Source organism: Clostridium cuniculi (genome assembly GCF_004353185.1).
In the GTDB taxonomy this organism is placed as follows: domain Bacteria; phylum Bacillota; class Clostridia; order Clostridiales; family Clostridiaceae; genus Clostridium; species Clostridium cuniculi.
In genome coordinates, this window is the sequence record NZ_SMUS01000002.1 from 128,831 (window position 1) to 146,489 (window position 17,659).

19 protein-coding genes and 1 pseudogene are annotated in these 17,659 nt (G+C 27.4%); 8 read left to right on the forward strand and 12 right to left on the reverse strand.

Annotation, left to right across the window (positions count from 1 at the left end; translation table 11 throughout):
- Positions 1-40: 40 nt before the first annotated feature.
- Positions 41-832: a M15 family metallopeptidase gene (locus EJJ37_RS01355; protein ID WP_166484634.1), complete on the forward strand. Its 792-nt coding sequence runs from the start codon at positions 41-43 to the stop codon at positions 830-832.
- Positions 833-910: 78 nt separating this feature from the next.
- On the opposite strand, the gene EJJ37_RS01360 is transcribed toward EJJ37_RS01355, so the two are convergent.
- The 10 genes from EJJ37_RS01360 to EJJ37_RS01405 all read right to left on the reverse strand — a co-directional run bounded on the left by EJJ37_RS01360 (position 911) and on the right by EJJ37_RS01405 (position 9,126).
- Positions 911-1,507, reverse strand: a complete 597-nt coding sequence (locus EJJ37_RS01360) for an FMN-dependent NADH-azoreductase (RefSeq protein ID WP_133013797.1) — start codon at positions 1,505-1,507, stop codon at positions 911-913.
- A gap of 31 nt (positions 1,508-1,538) precedes the next feature.
- A complete protein-coding gene (locus EJJ37_RS01365) occupies positions 1,539-2,420 on the reverse strand; it encodes a pirin family protein (RefSeq protein WP_133013798.1) in 882 nt (293 codons plus the stop codon).
- A 72-nt stretch (positions 2,421-2,492) separates the two neighbouring features.
- Positions 2,493-2,936 carry a MarR family winged helix-turn-helix transcriptional regulator gene (locus EJJ37_RS01370; protein ID WP_133013799.1) on the reverse strand — a complete coding sequence of 148 codons (444 nt, stop codon included), beginning with the start codon at positions 2,934-2,936 and terminating at the stop codon, positions 2,493-2,495.
- A 235-nt stretch (positions 2,937-3,171) separates the two neighbouring features.
- Positions 3,172-4,446 carry an MFS transporter gene (locus EJJ37_RS01375; protein ID WP_133013800.1) on the reverse strand — a complete coding sequence of 425 codons (1,275 nt, stop codon included), beginning with the start codon at positions 4,444-4,446 and terminating at the stop codon, positions 3,172-3,174.
- Positions 4,436-5,236, reverse strand: coding sequence for an ABC transporter ATP-binding protein (locus EJJ37_RS01380; protein WP_133013801.1), 801 nt, complete (start codon positions 5,234-5,236; stop codon positions 4,436-4,438). Before EJJ37_RS01380 ends, EJJ37_RS01375 begins: the two co-directional genes overlap by 11 nt.
- 2 nt (positions 5,237-5,238) lie before the next feature.
- On the reverse strand, positions 5,239-6,246 hold the full coding sequence (locus EJJ37_RS01385) for a FecCD family ABC transporter permease (RefSeq protein ID WP_133013802.1): 1,008 nt from the start codon (positions 6,244-6,246) through the stop codon (positions 5,239-5,241).
- Positions 6,246-7,238, reverse strand: coding sequence for a FecCD family ABC transporter permease (locus EJJ37_RS01390; protein WP_133013803.1), 993 nt, complete (start codon positions 7,236-7,238; stop codon positions 6,246-6,248). Before EJJ37_RS01390 ends, EJJ37_RS01385 begins: the two co-directional genes overlap by 1 nt.
- The gene (locus tag EJJ37_RS01395) at positions 7,225-8,175 is read right to left on the reverse strand and encodes an iron-hydroxamate ABC transporter substrate-binding protein (RefSeq protein ID WP_133013804.1); all 951 of its coding nucleotides are present in this window, start codon (positions 8,173-8,175) and stop codon (positions 7,225-7,227) included. The genes EJJ37_RS01390 and EJJ37_RS01395 overlap by 14 nt, the downstream gene beginning before the upstream one ends.
- 239 nt (positions 8,176-8,414) lie before the next feature.
- Positions 8,415-8,723, reverse strand: coding sequence for a nucleotidyltransferase family protein (locus EJJ37_RS01400; protein WP_133013805.1), 309 nt, complete (start codon positions 8,721-8,723; stop codon positions 8,415-8,417).
- 1 nt (position 8,724) lies between these two features.
- Positions 8,725-9,126, reverse strand: coding sequence for a nucleotidyltransferase substrate binding protein (locus EJJ37_RS01405; protein WP_133013806.1), 402 nt, complete (start codon positions 9,124-9,126; stop codon positions 8,725-8,727).
- Between the two features lie 120 nt (positions 9,127-9,246).
- Here EJJ37_RS01405 and EJJ37_RS01410 point away from each other — a divergent pair, with 120 nt between their 5' ends.
- From EJJ37_RS01410 to EJJ37_RS01440, 7 genes are all read left to right on the forward strand, one after another.
- Entirely contained in the window at positions 9,247-10,251 is a 1,005-nt protein-coding gene (locus EJJ37_RS01410) for a helix-turn-helix domain-containing protein (protein ID WP_133013807.1), read from the forward strand.
- A 127-nt stretch (positions 10,252-10,378) separates the two neighbouring features.
- Entirely contained in the window at positions 10,379-11,230 is an 852-nt protein-coding gene (locus tag EJJ37_RS01415; RefSeq protein WP_133013808.1) for a Cof-type HAD-IIB family hydrolase, read from the forward strand.
- A 55-nt stretch (positions 11,231-11,285) separates the two neighbouring features.
- Positions 11,286-12,137, forward strand: a complete 852-nt coding sequence (locus EJJ37_RS01420; protein ID WP_133013809.1) for a MurR/RpiR family transcriptional regulator — start codon at positions 11,286-11,288, stop codon at positions 12,135-12,137.
- Between the two features lie 108 nt (positions 12,138-12,245).
- The gene (locus EJJ37_RS01425; RefSeq protein WP_133013810.1) at positions 12,246-13,019 is read left to right on the forward strand and encodes a GDSL-type esterase/lipase family protein; all 774 of its coding nucleotides are present in this window, start codon (positions 12,246-12,248) and stop codon (positions 13,017-13,019) included.
- A gap of 104 nt (positions 13,020-13,123) precedes the next feature.
- The gene (locus EJJ37_RS01430; RefSeq protein WP_133013811.1) at positions 13,124-13,633 is read left to right on the forward strand and encodes a DUF4358 domain-containing protein; all 510 of its coding nucleotides are present in this window, start codon (positions 13,124-13,126) and stop codon (positions 13,631-13,633) included.
- A gap of 23 nt (positions 13,634-13,656) precedes the next feature.
- The gene (locus EJJ37_RS01435; protein ID WP_133013812.1) at positions 13,657-15,063 is read left to right on the forward strand and encodes an MBOAT family O-acyltransferase; all 1,407 of its coding nucleotides are present in this window, start codon (positions 13,657-13,659) and stop codon (positions 15,061-15,063) included.
- Positions 15,064-15,075: 12 nt separating this feature from the next.
- Positions 15,076-16,269, forward strand: coding sequence for a DHHW family protein (locus tag EJJ37_RS01440; RefSeq protein WP_133013813.1), 1,194 nt, complete (start codon positions 15,076-15,078; stop codon positions 16,267-16,269).
- A gap of 275 nt (positions 16,270-16,544) precedes the next feature.
- Here EJJ37_RS01440 and EJJ37_RS01445 read toward each other — a convergent pair whose 3' ends face one another.
- Entirely contained in the window at positions 16,545-17,324 is a 780-nt protein-coding gene (locus tag EJJ37_RS01445; RefSeq protein WP_133013814.1) for a ZIP family metal transporter, read from the reverse strand.
- 215 nt (positions 17,325-17,539) lie between these two features.
- Positions 17,540-17,650, reverse strand: a pseudogene (locus EJJ37_RS01450) (zinc-ribbon domain containing protein); the annotation flags it as partial.
- Between the last annotated feature and the right edge of the window lie 9 nt (positions 17,651-17,659).

Consider the following 17,659-nt stretch of genomic DNA (forward strand, 5'->3'; position numbering starts at 1 on the left):
TATTTTAAATATGGAATACAATATAAAAAGGGGGGATACTATGAAAAATTTAAAATCAAATAAAAAATTTATAATTTCACCTAATATTTTTATTGTATTTATTCTATTTTTAATTGTAATCTCTACTAATCTTATTAATAAATCTATTAAAGATAATAAAACAATTAATAATGATATTAATACTAAAGACTCTATTAGTAATAATGTTGCTAGTATAAACTCTAAAAATAACAATGAAACTACATCTGAAGATATAAATTTACTTTATAATAATCCTAATGATGAATACCTTGTATTAGTTAATAAAGAACATTCACTTGAAGAAAATTATGAACCAGATGATTTAGTTATTCCTAATATTCCATTGCAAACTTCTTCGGATATGACAGCTCATGTTAGATATCAAGTAGCTGTAGAGTTAGAAAACATGTTTAATGACGCTAAAAAAGATGGTATTAATTTAATAGGAATTTCAGGCTATCGTTCATGCGATTATCAAACTACAGTTTATAATGATGCTGTTGCTAATGAAGGAGTTGTAGCTGCTGATAGTTATGTTGCCCATCCTGGTCATAGTGAACATCAAACTGGTCTATCAATAGATATATTATCTAGTGAATATAGTACTTTAGATGAAGGTTTTGAAAATACAGAAGCATTTAAATGGTTATCAGAAAATATTAATAATTATGGTTTTATAATTAGATATCCTAAAGGAAAAGAAGATATTACAGGATATAGCTACGAACCATGGCATTTAAGATATGTTGGAAAAAATGCTGCTAAAGAAATAACTGAAAATCAATTAACTTTAGAAGAATATCTAAAATAAACCTAGTTTAAATCAAAACTAGGTTTATTTTTATATTATCTTTAATTATCAATTATATTCTACCTTGTAGATTAAATTCTAAAAGTTTTTTGCAATATTGCTAGCATTATTTATCGCATCATTTACTTTTCCTTCAACATCAGCACCCATAACATCTAAGTTTTCTATTGCAAGTGTTTCTACTTCTGTTATACCAAAGAATCCTAATATAGTTCTTAAGTATCTATCTCCCATTTCATATGGTGCATTAACATATTCGCCACCTCTAGCTACTATGTGTATAGCCTTTTTATTATTTAAAAGACCTACTGGACCTTCAGCTGTATATTTAAATGTTATACCTGTTACACTTACATAATCTATATAAGCCTTTAAAATTGCTGGAAAACTTAAATTCCACATAGGTGCTGCAATTATATACTTATCTGCTTCTGCAAATTGATATGCATATTTTAATTTTGGATTATTTTTGCTCTCATCATTTTTAGGCCCAAATATTACTCCTAAATCTTCTGGTCTTAAGAAATCTATGTTTTCTTTATATAAATCTAATACAACAACTTCATCATTAGGATTATTTTTCTTATATTCTTCTACGAAACTATCTGATACTTTAAAAGTTCTAGATTCTCCTTCTTGTTTAATATTTGCTTTAATATATAATACTTTACTCATAACTTTTTCTCCTCTTTATAACTTCTATTTTTTAAAATTCTTCTGTTCCAAACTTATTATTCTCAAAATCCTCATAAGCTTGATATATTTCTTCCATTGTATTCATAACAAATGGTCCATGTGATACTATTGGTTCATTTATGGGTTCTCCACTTAATACAATAAATAACGTATCTTTAGTAATTGATTCAATAGAAATACTTCCTTCCACATTATTAAATAAAATAAAGTCACTTTCTTTACCTATATTTTCTTCATTTATTTTGATTTCTCCCTTTAATACAAGTATCCCTGTATTAAAGTTACTTGGTTCATTTAATAGAACTCTTCCATTATTATTTAAAGTAACATTATAAATATTTATATCTGTAAATGTTTGTGCAGGTCCTTTTACTCCATTAACCTCACCTGAAATAATACTTATTTCTCCTTGATTATTATCAAGCTTTAAAATCCCCATATCACTTTTTAATAGTGTTTGATACTTAGGTTCAATCATCTTTTTATCTTTAGGTAAATTAACCCAAAGTTGAATCATATGAAGGATTCCACCATTTTTACTAAATTCAGTTTCATGATATTCTTTATGAAGAATTCCTGATGCAGCAGTCATCCACTGAACATCTCCTGGACCTATAATTCCATGATTTCCTTTATTATCATGGTGTTCAACCTTTCCATCATAAGCAATTGTCACTGTTTCAAATCCTCGATGAGGATGAGCTCCAACCCCACGAATACTTGATGAAGGTTCATAATAATGTGGTTCATGATAATCTAATAATACAAATGGAGATAAACGTTTCATATCACCTATTCCCACAGGCAAATATTGAGAAACCCTAAATCCATCTCCAACCATATGAAAATCAGGTCCTCTAAAAATCTTTTCTATAGTTCTAAATTTTTTCATTTAAACCTCCTCTATTAAAAACCCCTTAAATTATCACTAATTAGTGATAATCTCTTAAAAAATTTTTATTTTTTATAAGTCCTTAAATTTTTTAAGAATAGTTTTTAATGTATTTTTTTCTTCATCAGTCAAAATTTCAAAGATTCCTTTAATATTTTTAATATGATCTGGTAAAATATTTTCTATAATTTTTTTCCCTTCTTCAGTTAATGATATTATACAAGATCTCTTATCATTAGGATCTGGTTTCTTCTCTATTAATCCATCCTTTTCTAAGTTTTTTATAACTACAGTTATATTTCCAGATGTAGTTAATATTCTATCTATTATCTCACAGATTCTTAAATCGCCTTTATTATATAAAGCTTCTAGGACTCCAAATTGAGCTATTGTTAATCCGCTTTGCTTTATTGTTTTATACTCTATTCTATGAATAATATGTTCTGCTCTCGTAAAAACAATTAAAGTAGATAAGTCCAATTCATTTTCTTTGATTAATTTTTTTATATCCTTCATGTTTTTAATATATCACTAATTAGTGATATTGTCAAATATATTCAAAATGTATAATAAAATCCATGTAGGAATGTCTATCTACACGGATTTAAAGAATATAATTTACTAATTAACATTTTATTTTTTAGCATTTATATTTATTTTTATAATTTTTTACAACAAAAAAGCTACATAAGAGTAAATTTATTAATTCACTCTTATGCAGCTCCATTTATAAAAATTAAATTATTAAATTCTAAGAACTCTTCAATTCTCTTACATTCCACTTAACAAACAGCATAAGTCCAATATTAAATATAGCTGAAACTAATAGTATAATTCCTATTGGTATTCCCATATCTATAACTTGTCCGAATAATAATTGTCCTGGTGCAACACTTATAGTTGCTACCGCTGTTGAAAAGGCTGATACACTTCCAAGCATTTCTCCTGGTACTTGCTTTTGTATAAATGTTAAAGTCAATACATTTGATAATGCTAAAGATAACATTATTGCAAGACCTGCAAGTGAAAATATTGTAACTAAAGAATAGTTATTTAATTCTATAAATCCTAAGATAGACATTACAATAACACCTGCTAACATTGGGAAATATGTATAATGTACCTTTTTCATAGAAAACATATTAGGCTTCACGCTAATCCAGAACCCACCTAATATCATTCCTAAAACAAAAACCGCCTCAACTATTCCATATATTTCTGAAGAAAGTCCTAAAAATACATTTATAAAATATGGTGCTACTATTGACAATATTGGTGATAAGAAAATATTACATAAAGCATAAGATACTATAATTCCAAGTACAATTTTCTTTTCATTTTTTAAATAAATAAATATTTCTTTAGCATCTATGAAAGACTTTTTAACAAAATCCATAGACATTATTTTTTCATTATCTTTAGTAGTAGCTATTTCATTTTCAGTAACTCCGTTCTCATTTACTACATCCGGAATATCTAAAAACATTTCCATTATTGCAGAAGCAAAAAAGCTTACTGCATTTACTATTACTATTACTTTTATACCTAACAACCCATAAAGAACACCTGCTAGTATTGGTCCAACAAAGTTAACTATTGACCCAACTTGGTTAATTACTCCATTTGCTGAAGTTAGTTTATCTTCTTCTACTATTTGCGGTATTGAAGATGTTACTGCTGGACCATATAAAGTAGCACATACTGATAACATAAACATAACAGTTCCAACTATTAGTACGCTATCATTTCCTTTAAATAATATGAATGCATACACTCCTATTAATATCGAGCAAAATAAATCTAAATATACCATTATCTTTTTTCTATTTATCTTATCAGATAATCTACCTGCAATTGGTGCAAATAGAATATATGGTATTGTTGATATTGCTAATATATTAGCAAATGTAGCTGTACTACCTGTAAATGCTAATAAATATAGTGACATACTAAATCTTTGAATTGAATTTCCAAAAAGAGAAATAATCTGTCCTATAACTATTATTATAAAATTTTTATTTTTCATCTGTCCCCCTAAATAAGTCATATTCCATACATATTGGATATTGTCCATCTTCACTTACTGTAAGGTTGGCATCTATTCCATATATAGTTTTTAAATTTTCTTTATTAATTACGTCTATTGGTCTTCCTTGACAGATAATCTTTCCCTTTTTAAGACCAATAATATTATCTGCAAATCTACAAGCATTATTAAGTTCATGCAGAACTATAACTACTGTAATATTTTTTTCTTTATTAAGCTTTTGAAGCACTTCTAATACTTCAAGTTGATAAGACATATCAAGATAAGTTGTAGGTTCATCAAGCATTATTATTTCAGTTTCTTGAGCTAAAGTCATAGCAATCCAAGCTCTTTGTCTTTGCCCACCAGATAAGTTTTCAACTCCTCTATCAGCAAATTCACTAAGACCTGTTTCTTCTATTGCCCAATCAATAATTTCTTTATCATGGCTAGTAAGACCACCAATCATTTTTTGATGAGGAAATCTACCAAATGCAACAAGTTCTCTTACTGTAAGCCCATCTGGACAGACCGGCCCTTGTGGTAAAAAGGCAACTTCTTTTGCTATATTCTTTTCTTTTATCTTTTTTATATTTTTATTGTTAATGAAGATATCACCAGTCTTAGGCTTATTAATTCTTGCTATAGTCTTAAGTAAAGTTGATTTACCACATCCATTTGCTCCAATTATTATGCTTATTTTCCCCTTTGGTATAGATAAGCTCATATCTTCGATTATAGTATTATTTTCATATGCCACACTTAAGTTCTTTACACTAATAGCTTCCATAATTATTTCTCCTTCATCATTAAATAAATAAAATATGGTACTCCAAATATTGATACTGTTATTCCTACTGGAATTTCAATTGGAGAGAATAAATTTCTTGAAACTGCATCTGCAAGAAGAACTATAATAACACTTATCATTGCTGAAACTGTAATAAACTTCTTATGATAAGGTCCAACTAACTTTCTTGCAATATGAGGAGATATAAGTCCTAAGAATCCAATATTACCTGCAAATGCTGTTGCTGTTCCTGCTAATATAACTGCAAAAGTTAAAAATTTCTTTCTTTCCTTTTCTAAATTTAACCCTAATGATATAGCAAGTTCATCTGAAAGATTTAAAACATCTAACTTTTTATGATTTAATAAAACTACTATAAACATTAAAGCTACTATTGGAATTATTACCTTTGCATAGCTCCATCCAGCCCCCCAAAGACTTCCTGATGTCCAAACTAAAACTCTATTATAGTCTCCAACACCACCTCTAAAAGTGAAGAATGTTATAAATGCATTAAGTCCTGCATTTAATCCAATCCCAATTAATAAAAGTCTTTTAGGCTTTATTCCTTTTCTACTAGACATCATATATATTATGAATGCCGTAACTGCAGCCCCTATTATAGCCATAGCAGGTAGTACAAATATAGATAATTGTCCAAGCTCACTATAATATGCTCCAGTTGAATATGTAATAAATAATACTGCTGCCACAGCAGCTCCAGCATTTATACCTATTATTCCTGTATCTGCTAAATCATTTTTTGTTATAGTTTGAAGAATTGCTCCTGCTGTTGATAGTGCAATTGCTACAAACATTCCAACTAATAACCTTGGAAGTCTAATAGTTAATATTGCTGTATTTTGAAGTTTAGTTCCATTTCCTAAAAAAGTATTAATAACCTCTCCAGGTGAAACCTTATATGTACCCCAACATAATGTAACCATAAAGGAGATTATTAATAAAACAAGTAAAACTGATATAACTATTTTAAATTTTTTCTTATTCATTATCCCCTCTCCTTTCTAGCTACTGATATAAAGAATGGTATTCCTATTAATGCTGTAAACACACCTATTGGTGTTTCATATGGATCAAATATCATTCTTGCTGCAATATCTGCAAAAGTTAAAAGAACTGCTCCAAGTAAAAATGAACATGGAATATTTCTTCTATAGTCTTCTCCTAATACTTTTCTAACTATTTGAGGAACAATAAGCCCCACAAAAGCTATATTTTTACCAACTGCAACTGCTGCTGCACACATTGGTATCATAACCATAAGAGTAATAAATCTTATTTTTTCTGGATTTTCTCCAAGTCCTATTGCAACATCATCACCTAAATTTAATATATTTATCTTTGGTGATAATAATATTGCTATAATAAGTCCTATAACTCCTACTATAAAGATTAATCTAAAATCTGCCCAACTCGCATTTCTAAATCCACCTGATACCCAAAATCCTATCATTTGAGATTGGTTTGATAAAAGCCCTATAACAGTAGTTAAAGAAATGAAAAATGTACTCATGGCTGTTCCAGCTAAAAGTATCTTTGCAATTGAATTATTATTTGCCTTTTTTGATATAAATCCTAGAACTATTATTCCAGTTATTAATGCTCCTATAAAAGAAGCTATCATTACATTTTGTGTAGTTATTCCTATTCCAGCTGCATAAAAAATCGCTATTACTAAAGTTGCTCCTTGGCTTATACCTAAGATAGATGGTTCAGCTATTGGATTTCTAGTAACACCTTGAATCATTGCTCCTGTTACTCCTAATACTCCACCTGTAAATAATACAGCAAGAGCCCTTGGAATACGTACATCTCTAACTAACATAAGTTCTAAAGTTTCACTATAGTTAAAGATACTATCCCAAATATCTGAAAAAGTAATATGGACTGACCCTAGCCTAATGGCTAAAGTCAATCCTCCTATTAAGAGTAACAAACTACAAATTACAAATATTATTGTACGTTTATTACTTTGTTTCATTTAACATGTCACCTATTTCATCTACTAATATTTCTCTTCCGATTGGACTGTATCCTTGGTTAAAGTATGGTGATGATTCTAATACTACTACATTACCATTTTTAACTGCAGGTAAGTTGTTCCAAATACTATTTGCTTCTAATTGAGCTAAGTCTTCATCTGTTGCAATTAAGAATATATAATCAGCTTGAATTGCTGCTAATCCTTCATAAGTTACAACTGGTAAACTAATATCTGTTTGTTCTGGCATTCCTTCTGGTTTAGCTAATCCCATATCACTATATAATACATCTCCGAATCCTGCACCATCAAAGATAAAGAATTGACCACCACTTGCTAAGAATGAAAGGTATGTTGTATCCTCACCGTATTCTGCCTTGATTTTATCTCCAGCTTCTTTTGCTTTAGCTTCATAATTAGCTATCCATTCATTAGCAACATCTTCTTTATTAAATACTTTTGCAAATGCTCTAACGTCATCTTTCCAGTTTAAAGCTTCTAATTGAATCATAACTGTTGGAGCTATTTCACTTAATTGGTCATACATCTTTTCTTGAACTGTTGATATAACTATTAAGTCTGGGTTTAAGTTCATAACTGCTTCAACATCCATAGTATCTTGCATGCTATATCCTAATATTTCTGCTCCACTTAATGTATCTTCTAAGTATGAAGGGAATTTAGTGTAATCATAAGCATCACTATTTGCAGTCCCTACAACCTTATATCCTAAAATTGATAAAATATCACTATTACCACTTAAATCTACTATTCTTTGAGGATCTGCCGGTATTTCTACTTCTCCTCTTACATCTGTAACTGTTATAGTATTTTCTGAAGTTTTATCTTCATTTGTCGCACCATTACTTGCACATCCAACAAACATCATAGCTGTCATACAAGTAGCTACTAAAGTTTTTAATATTTTCTTCTTCATTGTATACCTCCATATATATTTCATAAACTATTTTTATCTTTCTCGTTTCCTATGAGTTAATTGTATATGAGAGTCATTCTCATTTCAACAAGTGCACCTAATTTAATAATTTTATCACCCAATTTAATAATTAATTTCAACTTAGCACTTCTATTTAAATTAGTATTTCCATATCTTTTATAAATAATTATTTCATTTAAATCAAAAACACATGTGAAATTTAAATTTTCACATGTGCATTAATTATTTTTACTATAAATAATTTTTCCTTCTTCATCTATATGCTTTATCAAATTCTCGTTATTTATTCTCTCGTAATGGATAATATCAAAAAAGTATGGTAAAGGATAAATCTCATTTAAATAGTCATCCAATTTATATAGTATGGAGTTATCTATACTTTTCCCTACTATAGCCATATCTATATCTGATCCATTTTTATAGTTTCCCATTGCTCTACTACCAAATATTATTGCTTTCTCAATTTGAGGAAACATACTTAACGCCTTAAGTATGTATTCTATATCTCTATTAAGTAATCCACACATATTATAACTCCATTAATAATTTTTCATGCATTTTTTCTAGTTCTGGAAGATAAAGCTTTATTATTTCTTGAGTCATTTTATTGGCTAATTCTTCATCATATGTATGAGTAGTTAAATTTCTATTTGATAAAGCATCTATCCATACATGTCCATTTTCAATTATACCAACTTGAAATGCTTGTTTTATAGTTTCTCTTGGACTCTTTACAATATATCCTTCTGCTTCTAAATAATCTTTTAATACCTTCCATCCAAGCTCAAAAGTCATTTCAAAAAATTGAATTATACCTGCCTTCTCCAATTCTGTTACTATTGGTCCATCAGAATATTTTTTTAACAATTTATATGATTTATCAAAATTTTCAAACCTTTGTTTCCAACGTATTTCTTTAAGATTCTCCACTTTTTCATCTCCTTATAATATGTTCTCTTATAATTATATCCCATATATTTTTATTTTAACATTAATTATTTTTATGTTATATTATTTATTAATCTAATTTAATAAGTATTGAGGTAGATTATGATTGCTAAAACAACAAAGGAATTTCAAAATGAAGTTTTAAATAATATGACTTTTACTCCTTTTAAAACAGAAAATTATACAATTTATAAAAATGAAAATAGACCTGAACTTGGATATTTTATTAAATATAGTAGAGAAGGATATTATGATTTTGGAATTGGCGATTATACTATTCCTGCAGATTTCTCTATATCCTTTGAGCATCATGAACATCTAATTAGATTTGGTACTGTCTATACAGGAGAAACACAATTTGAAATTGAGGATAATCCGGTTTCTTCCTTTAGTCCCTCTTCTTTTTTTGTAGCTGAAAAAGGAATAAAAGGAAAGCAAACTTGGAAGAAAGGACAGCACTTTCATGGCGCTGAAATAACAATTTACAAAAAATACTTTGATGAAATAATAGGACCTAATTTTCCCAAAACTATAGATTTTGATAATTTTATTAGTAACTATACTTATAGATATTTACCCCTTGAAATATCTTCTATTATTCAAGGATTAAGAAGTATGTCCGAAGTTGATAAAATAACTCCTATATATCTAGAAAGCAAGATATTGGAGTGTATTGCCTTACTTTATAATGAAATATACTCTTCTCCAGAAAATGTTTTTACTAACCAATTAAATTATGGAGAAATTAAAATAGGAAAAGATAGATATGTTACTTTAACTGCAGCTGATGCTAATGCAATACAAAAAGCTCATGATATATTAACAGAGGAAGCTTGTAACCCTCCTACCATAAAAAGCTTAAGCAAAATGGTATTTTTAAATGAACAAAAATTAAAAGCTGGTTTTTCTGCAAAATATCATATGTCCATTAGTGAATATACTAACTCTATTAGAATGACAATGGCTGAAAATTTATTATCTACTACTGAATTAAGTATTGATGAAATTTCTAAAAAGCTTGGATATAATTATAGTAGTAACTTTGTAAAGATGTTCAAAAAAACTCACGGGAAAACACCCTTAGCCTTTAGAAAATTTAAAGTTTGACATACTTCTTTCAAATTTTCTTTGTGAAATTAATTATTTTTGCAACATATTCCTCAATCTCCATTTAATATATTAATTTCCTAATACAAAATTAGTATAATTAAATAAAACACTATGGAGGTAGAATATGAGTGATATACGAGTAATAATAATGGATGTTGATGGTACATTAACTAATGGAAAAAAAGAAATAACTAAAAAAACTAAAAATGCTTTAATTAAAGCACAAGAACTAGGAGTAACTTTAATATTGGCCTCTGGAAGACCTACTTCTGGATTAATGGATTTTGCTAGAGAGTTAGATATGGATAAACATGATGGCCTTCTAGTATCCTTTAATGGTTCCAAAGTTGTACATTGTCAAACAAATGAAGTCTTATTTAATGAAACTATGACTATTGAAGAAGGACAAGCAGTTCTTGAACACATGAAAAAGTTTAATGTTAAACCAATGATTGATAAAGGAAACTATATGTATGTAAATAATGTTTTTGATAATGAAATACTAGTAAATGGTGAACCTTTTAATATAATTCAATATGAATCTCGTGGTGGTAAATTTAAATTATGTGAAAAGGATGATTTAGCCGCTTTTGCTGATTACCATTTAAATAAAATTTTAACTGCTGGTGATCCTGATTATTTACAAGAAAATTATAAAAACATGATGGAGCCTTTTAAAGATAAATTAAGTTGCATGTTTACAGCACCTTTTTACTTTGAGTTTACTGCAAAAGGTATAGATAAAGCTAAGGCTTTAGATACAGTTTTATCTCCTATGGGCTTTAAAAGAGAAGAAATGATTGCTTTTGGAGATGGTCATAATGATGCATCAATGATTAAATATGCAGGTATTGGTGTAGCAATGGAAAATGCTGTAGATGATTTAAAAGCTATAGCTAATGAAGTTACCTTATCTAATGAAGAAGATGGTATTGCCTATACACTAAGTAAATATATAAAAGAAATAGAATTTTAGTGAAATATTAAAATTACATAATGAAATATTATATAATGTTCATGAGGTGATCTTCATGAACATTTTTAGCAAATTAAACAAACTTACTAACTTAACTGAAAATGAAAAAATATTAGTTAAATATATGCAGGATAATCCCGAGACCTTTGTTAAAATGAGTGCTTCTGAAATTAGTGAAGCTTGTTTTATTTCAACATCTACAATTTATAGATTATGTCAAAAACTTGACTTATCAGGATTATCAGAATTAAAAGTACAAGCTTCTTCATCAATTAATGAATATTTAATAGAAAGTAGTTCACTAGACTATAATTATCCCTTTAAACAAAATGAAACAGAACATGAAATTGTACTTAAAATGAAGGAGCTATATGATCAAACTATTGTATCATCTTTAAACCTAATTTCTCTGGAGCAGTTAAGACTAATAGCTACTGAACTTAAAAAAGCAAAATATATAGATTTTTATACTTCTGCAGGTAATATTTATTTTGCAGAAAACTTTAAGTTTCAAATGCAAGAAATAGGAACCTTTGTTAATGTACCCATAGAAGAATATACTCAGCTATTAACAGCATCTACTAGTGACGAAAACCATATTGCAATAATAATGTCCTTTGAAGGCAGAGGTGTAATAGTTAAAAATTTAGCTGATATATTAAAAAAGAATAAAACAAAAATAATATTAATCTCTTCTACAAATGAAAATCCTATTACTAAATATGCCGATTATCAATTATATCTAAGTTCAAATGAAAATCACTATAATAAAATTTCATCTTTTTCAACAAGGTTATCCTTATTATATGTACTAGATTGTATGTATACTGAATTTTTCAAATTGGACTATGAAAGGAATGTACAATACAAACTTAATACCTATAGAAAACTCTCTAATAATTTATAGATATTATTAGAGAGTTTTTTTATAAGAAATCTGTAACTCTTTTGTAACAATTTCCCCAGAAAATTACCTTATAATCTTATTAATAGTAATAATTGCGAGGAAAATACAATGAAAAGAAAAATACTAACTATACTCACCTTAACAATGTCATTTTATATTATATTTTCATTTATTATAGGTATGTTAAGTGGAATTTTTAAAAGCAAAACTCCATCTCAAAAAGATTTTTTAGTTCAATTAGAAAATAAATCTTTAGATGATTTGCAAGATAAAATTGATACTTATCAAAATAATATTTTAAATGCAAATAATGATAGCTCAGAAAATGAAGACATCAATTATGCTAAATACTACGAAAACACTATTTTTATGGGTGATTCCATAACTGAAGCATTATCTGAATTTGGTATTTTAGATAGCTATAACGTAATTGCTAATAAAGGTGATACTGTAATAAAAGCTTCACAAAGTATAGACAAGCTTCAAGGTATTAATCCTAAAAATTTAGTTTTATTATATGGAATGAATGATGTTATCGCTTTTGATAGTAATTCATCTGAAGAAAGCTCTAATGCATTTAAAGAGAAGTATATTGAACTTATTAATTCAATTAAAGCAGTACTACCAAAAACAAATATTTATTTAATATCACCACTTCCTGTAATGAATAATGCAGTTAATACAAATTATAGATTAACTAATGAAAATTTAAATGAATTTAGATTAAAGGTTGCTGAAGTTTCCACTGCTACAGGTAGTACTTATATAGATTTAGCAAGCGTAATAACTGAAAAAGATTATCTGCATGAACAAGATGGAATTCACTATAAATATGATTTCTATACGATATGGCTAGATCTTCTAAAAAATTACATACAGTAAAATATAAATTTCATATATAACAAACTTGATTCTAAATATCAATCTTGTTATATACTTTAAACTTTTATAATTGATTATATTATTAAATTTATAGTGAGGACTATATGATACATAAATATACAAAAATAAAACTTAATAAGCAAAAAAAATATACCATTTATTATTTAATTGAAATAGTTATAATTATATCTTTATTCATAGGTTTATATCCTATATTGAGCATTAAAAGTGCTGATATGACTGCAATAAAAAGTGATTTAGAAAAAAATTTAGACTTAGAGTCTGTAAATATTGGAAATGAAAAAACATTAAAAAATATATACTATATCAATGTAAATTCTATTGAAAATTTTGTATCCTATGCACCTAAAAGTAATATGGATGTTGAAGAAATACTAATCTTAAAATTAAAAAAAAATGAAAATATGTCTGAAATAAAAGCAAAAGTTAATAAGAGGCTAGAAAAACAAAGAGAAAGTTTTAAAAACTATAGTCCAGAAAAATATAAAATTATTGAAGACGCTATATTAGAAGAAGAAGGTCAATATTTAATATTTATTATTTCTGAGAATTCTTCATCTATATACAAAATAATTAAAGACAACTTTAAATAAAGGAATAATTGGAGTGAATAACTATGGTTTTTAGCAGCTTAATTTTTATATTTATATTTTTACCACTAGTTTTAGTAAGTTATTATATTGCCCCTAGAAGATTAAGAAATACTGTTATCCTTTTAGCTAGTTTACTATTCTATGCTTGGGGAGAACCTACATATATTATACTTATTATTATATCAATACTTATAAACTACTTAGGCGCTTTACTAATTAGAGTACATATTAAAAATAAGGATAAATCTAAATTTATTTTTATAACACTACTTCTTATAGATATAAGCATATTATTTTTCTTTAAATATTATGGATTTGCTATAGAATGTTTAGGTTCTATTATTGGTTTAGACTTAAAGGTTAAATCTATTTCTCTACCTCTTGGAATATCATTTTATACTTTCCAACAAATATCTTATATAGCTGATATTTATATGCAGAAAGTAAAACCTGAAAGAAACTTAATAGACTTTGCAACTTATATTACAATGTTTCCACAACTTATTGCAGGTCCAATTGTTAAATATGACGATATACATAAACAACTTGCTAATAGAAAGGAAAGTATAGATAAATTTGGAGAAGGAGTTCAACGCTTCATTATAGGTTTAGGAAAAAAAGTAATACTGGCTAATAATATAGGACTAATTTGGACACAAGTAAAAGAAGTAAATTTAAATGATTTATCTGTTGTATTAGCTTGGATAGGTATAATTGCTTTTACTCTTCAAATCTATTTTGATTTTAGTGGATATTCAGATATGGCAATAGGCCTTGCTAAAATGTTTGGCTTTGATTTTTTAGAAAATTTTGATTATCCATATATATCAAAAAGTATAACTGAGTTTTGGAGAAGATGGCATATGTCCTTAGGTGGATGGTTTAGAGAATATATCTATATCCCCTTAGGAGGAAATAAGAAAGGTACACTTATTCAAGTTAGAAATTTATTTATTGTATGGTTTACTACAGGCTTATGGCATGGAGCCAGTACTAACTTTGTAGTTTGGGGATTATACTTTGGAGTAGTTCTATTTATAGAAAAAATATACTTAAAGGATTTACTTAAAAAAATTCCTTCTATATTTTCACATATATATACATTAATAATTGTAATGATAGGTTGGGTTATCTTTGATATGAATACACTTACTGATTCAGGTCATTATATCAAAATAATGTTTGGATTTAGTAATAATATTTTTATTGATAATCTAGCTAAATATATATTAACTAATAATTTTATTATTCTATTGATAGGATTAATTTGCAGTACAAAACTAATTAAAATTTATATGAATAAAATTAAATCTACCTTTAGAGAAAATGATGTATTTTTAATAACAGCAATTAATTTATTAATTCTAATAATTTCTACTGCTTATTTAGTAGGCGCAAGCTATAATCCATTCTTATACTTTAGATTCTAAGGAGGTGTTTTTATGGAAAATCAAAAAAAAGAATATAAACCTAAAATAAATAAACTAAGCAAAAGAAAGGTTAGAATTTATAACAGAGCTCTAAACAGACTTATGACTCTCATGTTTATAACCTTTATCGTAATTGTAATACTTCTTAATATTTTAAAGACTGATAAACCATTCTCTGAAGAAGAAAATAGAACCCTAGCTACGATGCCTAAATTTACAATAAAAAGCTTTCTAAGTGGAGATTTTACTGAGGAGTACACAGAATATGTAGAAGATAATTTTGCCGGTAAGAAGGGCTTTGTAAGTATCAAAACTAACTTGGAAAAGCTATCTGGCAAAACTGAAATTAACTCTATCTTTATAGGAGAAGATGAACAGTTATTTGAAAAGTTTAAAGAGGGCTCAGAAGAAGAAACTTCTGCTAAAATCGCTGCCATAAACTCTTTTTCTGATAAATATAACAACTTAAATATAAGTTTTATGCTAACACCTACAGCAACTAAAGTTCTTGAAGATAATTTGCCTAAATATGCTCCTAATGATGATGAATTATCTTATATAAATACTGTTTTTTCTGGATTAAATGATAATGTTAAAACTATAAACCCATATGAGGCTTTAAGTGAAAATAAGAATGAGTACATATTTTACAAAACAGATCATCACTGGACAAGTAAGGGAGCTTATATTGCTTATACAGTAATGTGTGAAAAATTAGGTTTAACCCCAACCCCTATTGATAACTTTAAAATTATTACTGTTACTGATTCATTCTATGGAAGTTTATCCTCTAAAATAGGTATACAAGGCAAAAAATCAGATAGTATTGATGTGTATATTCCTAAAGAATCAGATTTTATTGTGAATTATGTAAATGAGCAAAAGAAAAGTACAAGTCTCTTTGATAGTACATATTTAGATAAAAAAGATAAATATAGTATATTTACTGGTGGAAATCATCCTTTAATTAATATAAAGACCTTAGGTGATCCAAATAAGAAATTATTAGTTATAAAAGACTCCTATGCAAATTGTTTCTTACCATTTTTAACATCTCATTATGGTGAAATCAATGTAGTTGATTTAAGATATTTTTATGATGACTTAGATAAACTAATTGAAAATAAAGAAATAACAGATGTGTTGTTTTTATATAATGCTAATACCTTTAACAGTGATGATTCTATATTAAATATTGGAGCTTAACCAAATTAAACAAGGAGTTAGCTATAAAAATTGATAAAAATACTGAATGTTAGATAGTAGATAATTGTGTAATTATCTACTATCACAGTATTGTATTACTATAATTTATAGATAGTAATTCTATATGTCACATATATTATTTTTTAGCCATTCCATTTTCTAATATTTTCTCTATTTTTACTACGTACATGATCTGATAATCTTTATCTTTATACCATTAATCAATAAATTCCTTTTCTATAAAGCATTCTTCCTTTAATTCTTTTGCGTAAAGCTTATGATAAAGCTACATCTAGAACCATCATAACTACAAAACCTATAGCAAATCCTATTGTTCCTATATCTGAATGTTCTCCACTTGATGATTCTGGAATTAACTCTTCAACAACTACATAAATCATTGCTCCTGCTGCAAATGAAAGAAGATATGGCATTATTGGCGTTAAAGCTGTAGAAAATAAAATTGTTAAAATTGCACCTATTGGTTCAACAACTCCTGATAAAAATCCATATGAAAATGCTTTTCCCTTACTTATTCCCTCACCTACTAATGGCATTGATATTATAGCTCCCTCAGGGAAATTTTGAATAGCAATTCCTATTGATAGTGCAAATGCTCCAGCAATAGTTATTACATTTTCTGAATTCATAGCTCCAGCAAAAACAATTCCTACTGCCATTCCCTCTGGTATATTATGCAATACTACAGCTAGTACAAGCATTGTTGTTTTCTTAATACCTTCACTTTTTAATCCCTCAGGTTTATCATTATCTAAATGAAGGTGTGGAATTATTTTATCTAAAATAAGCATAAAAGCTATCCCTACTAATACCCCAATTGCTGCCGGTAGAAAAGCAAGCTTACCCATTCCATCACTCATATCAATAGCTGGTATAATTAATGACCATACAGATGCTGCAATCATTACACCTGACGCAAATCCAAGTAACCCCTTATTAACTAACTGATTCATTTCTTTCTTCATTATAAAAACACAAGCAGCACCTAATGTAGTTCCTAGAAGAGGAATTAATATTCCAATTAATATATTCATAACCTTCCCCCTTTTATTAAATTTTTATATTTATATCTTAACTCATTTGATAATCGTTATCAATTATAGGTTTTGATTTTTTTTATAGATATATCTATACATTATAATAAAATTACTACTTAAATATAACTATTCTAAGTAATAACTCCTTTCTTAATTATAATCAAATATCAAAAAAGGTTGTAGTTTAAACTACAACCTATAACAATCTAAAATTATCTTCTATTTTGTTCTTTTTTAGCCCTTCTACAAGCTGCACATCTTGTTGGCTCATTTTCGAATCCTTTTTCTTTATAGAATTCTTGCTCTCCTACTGAAAAAACAAACTAATACTT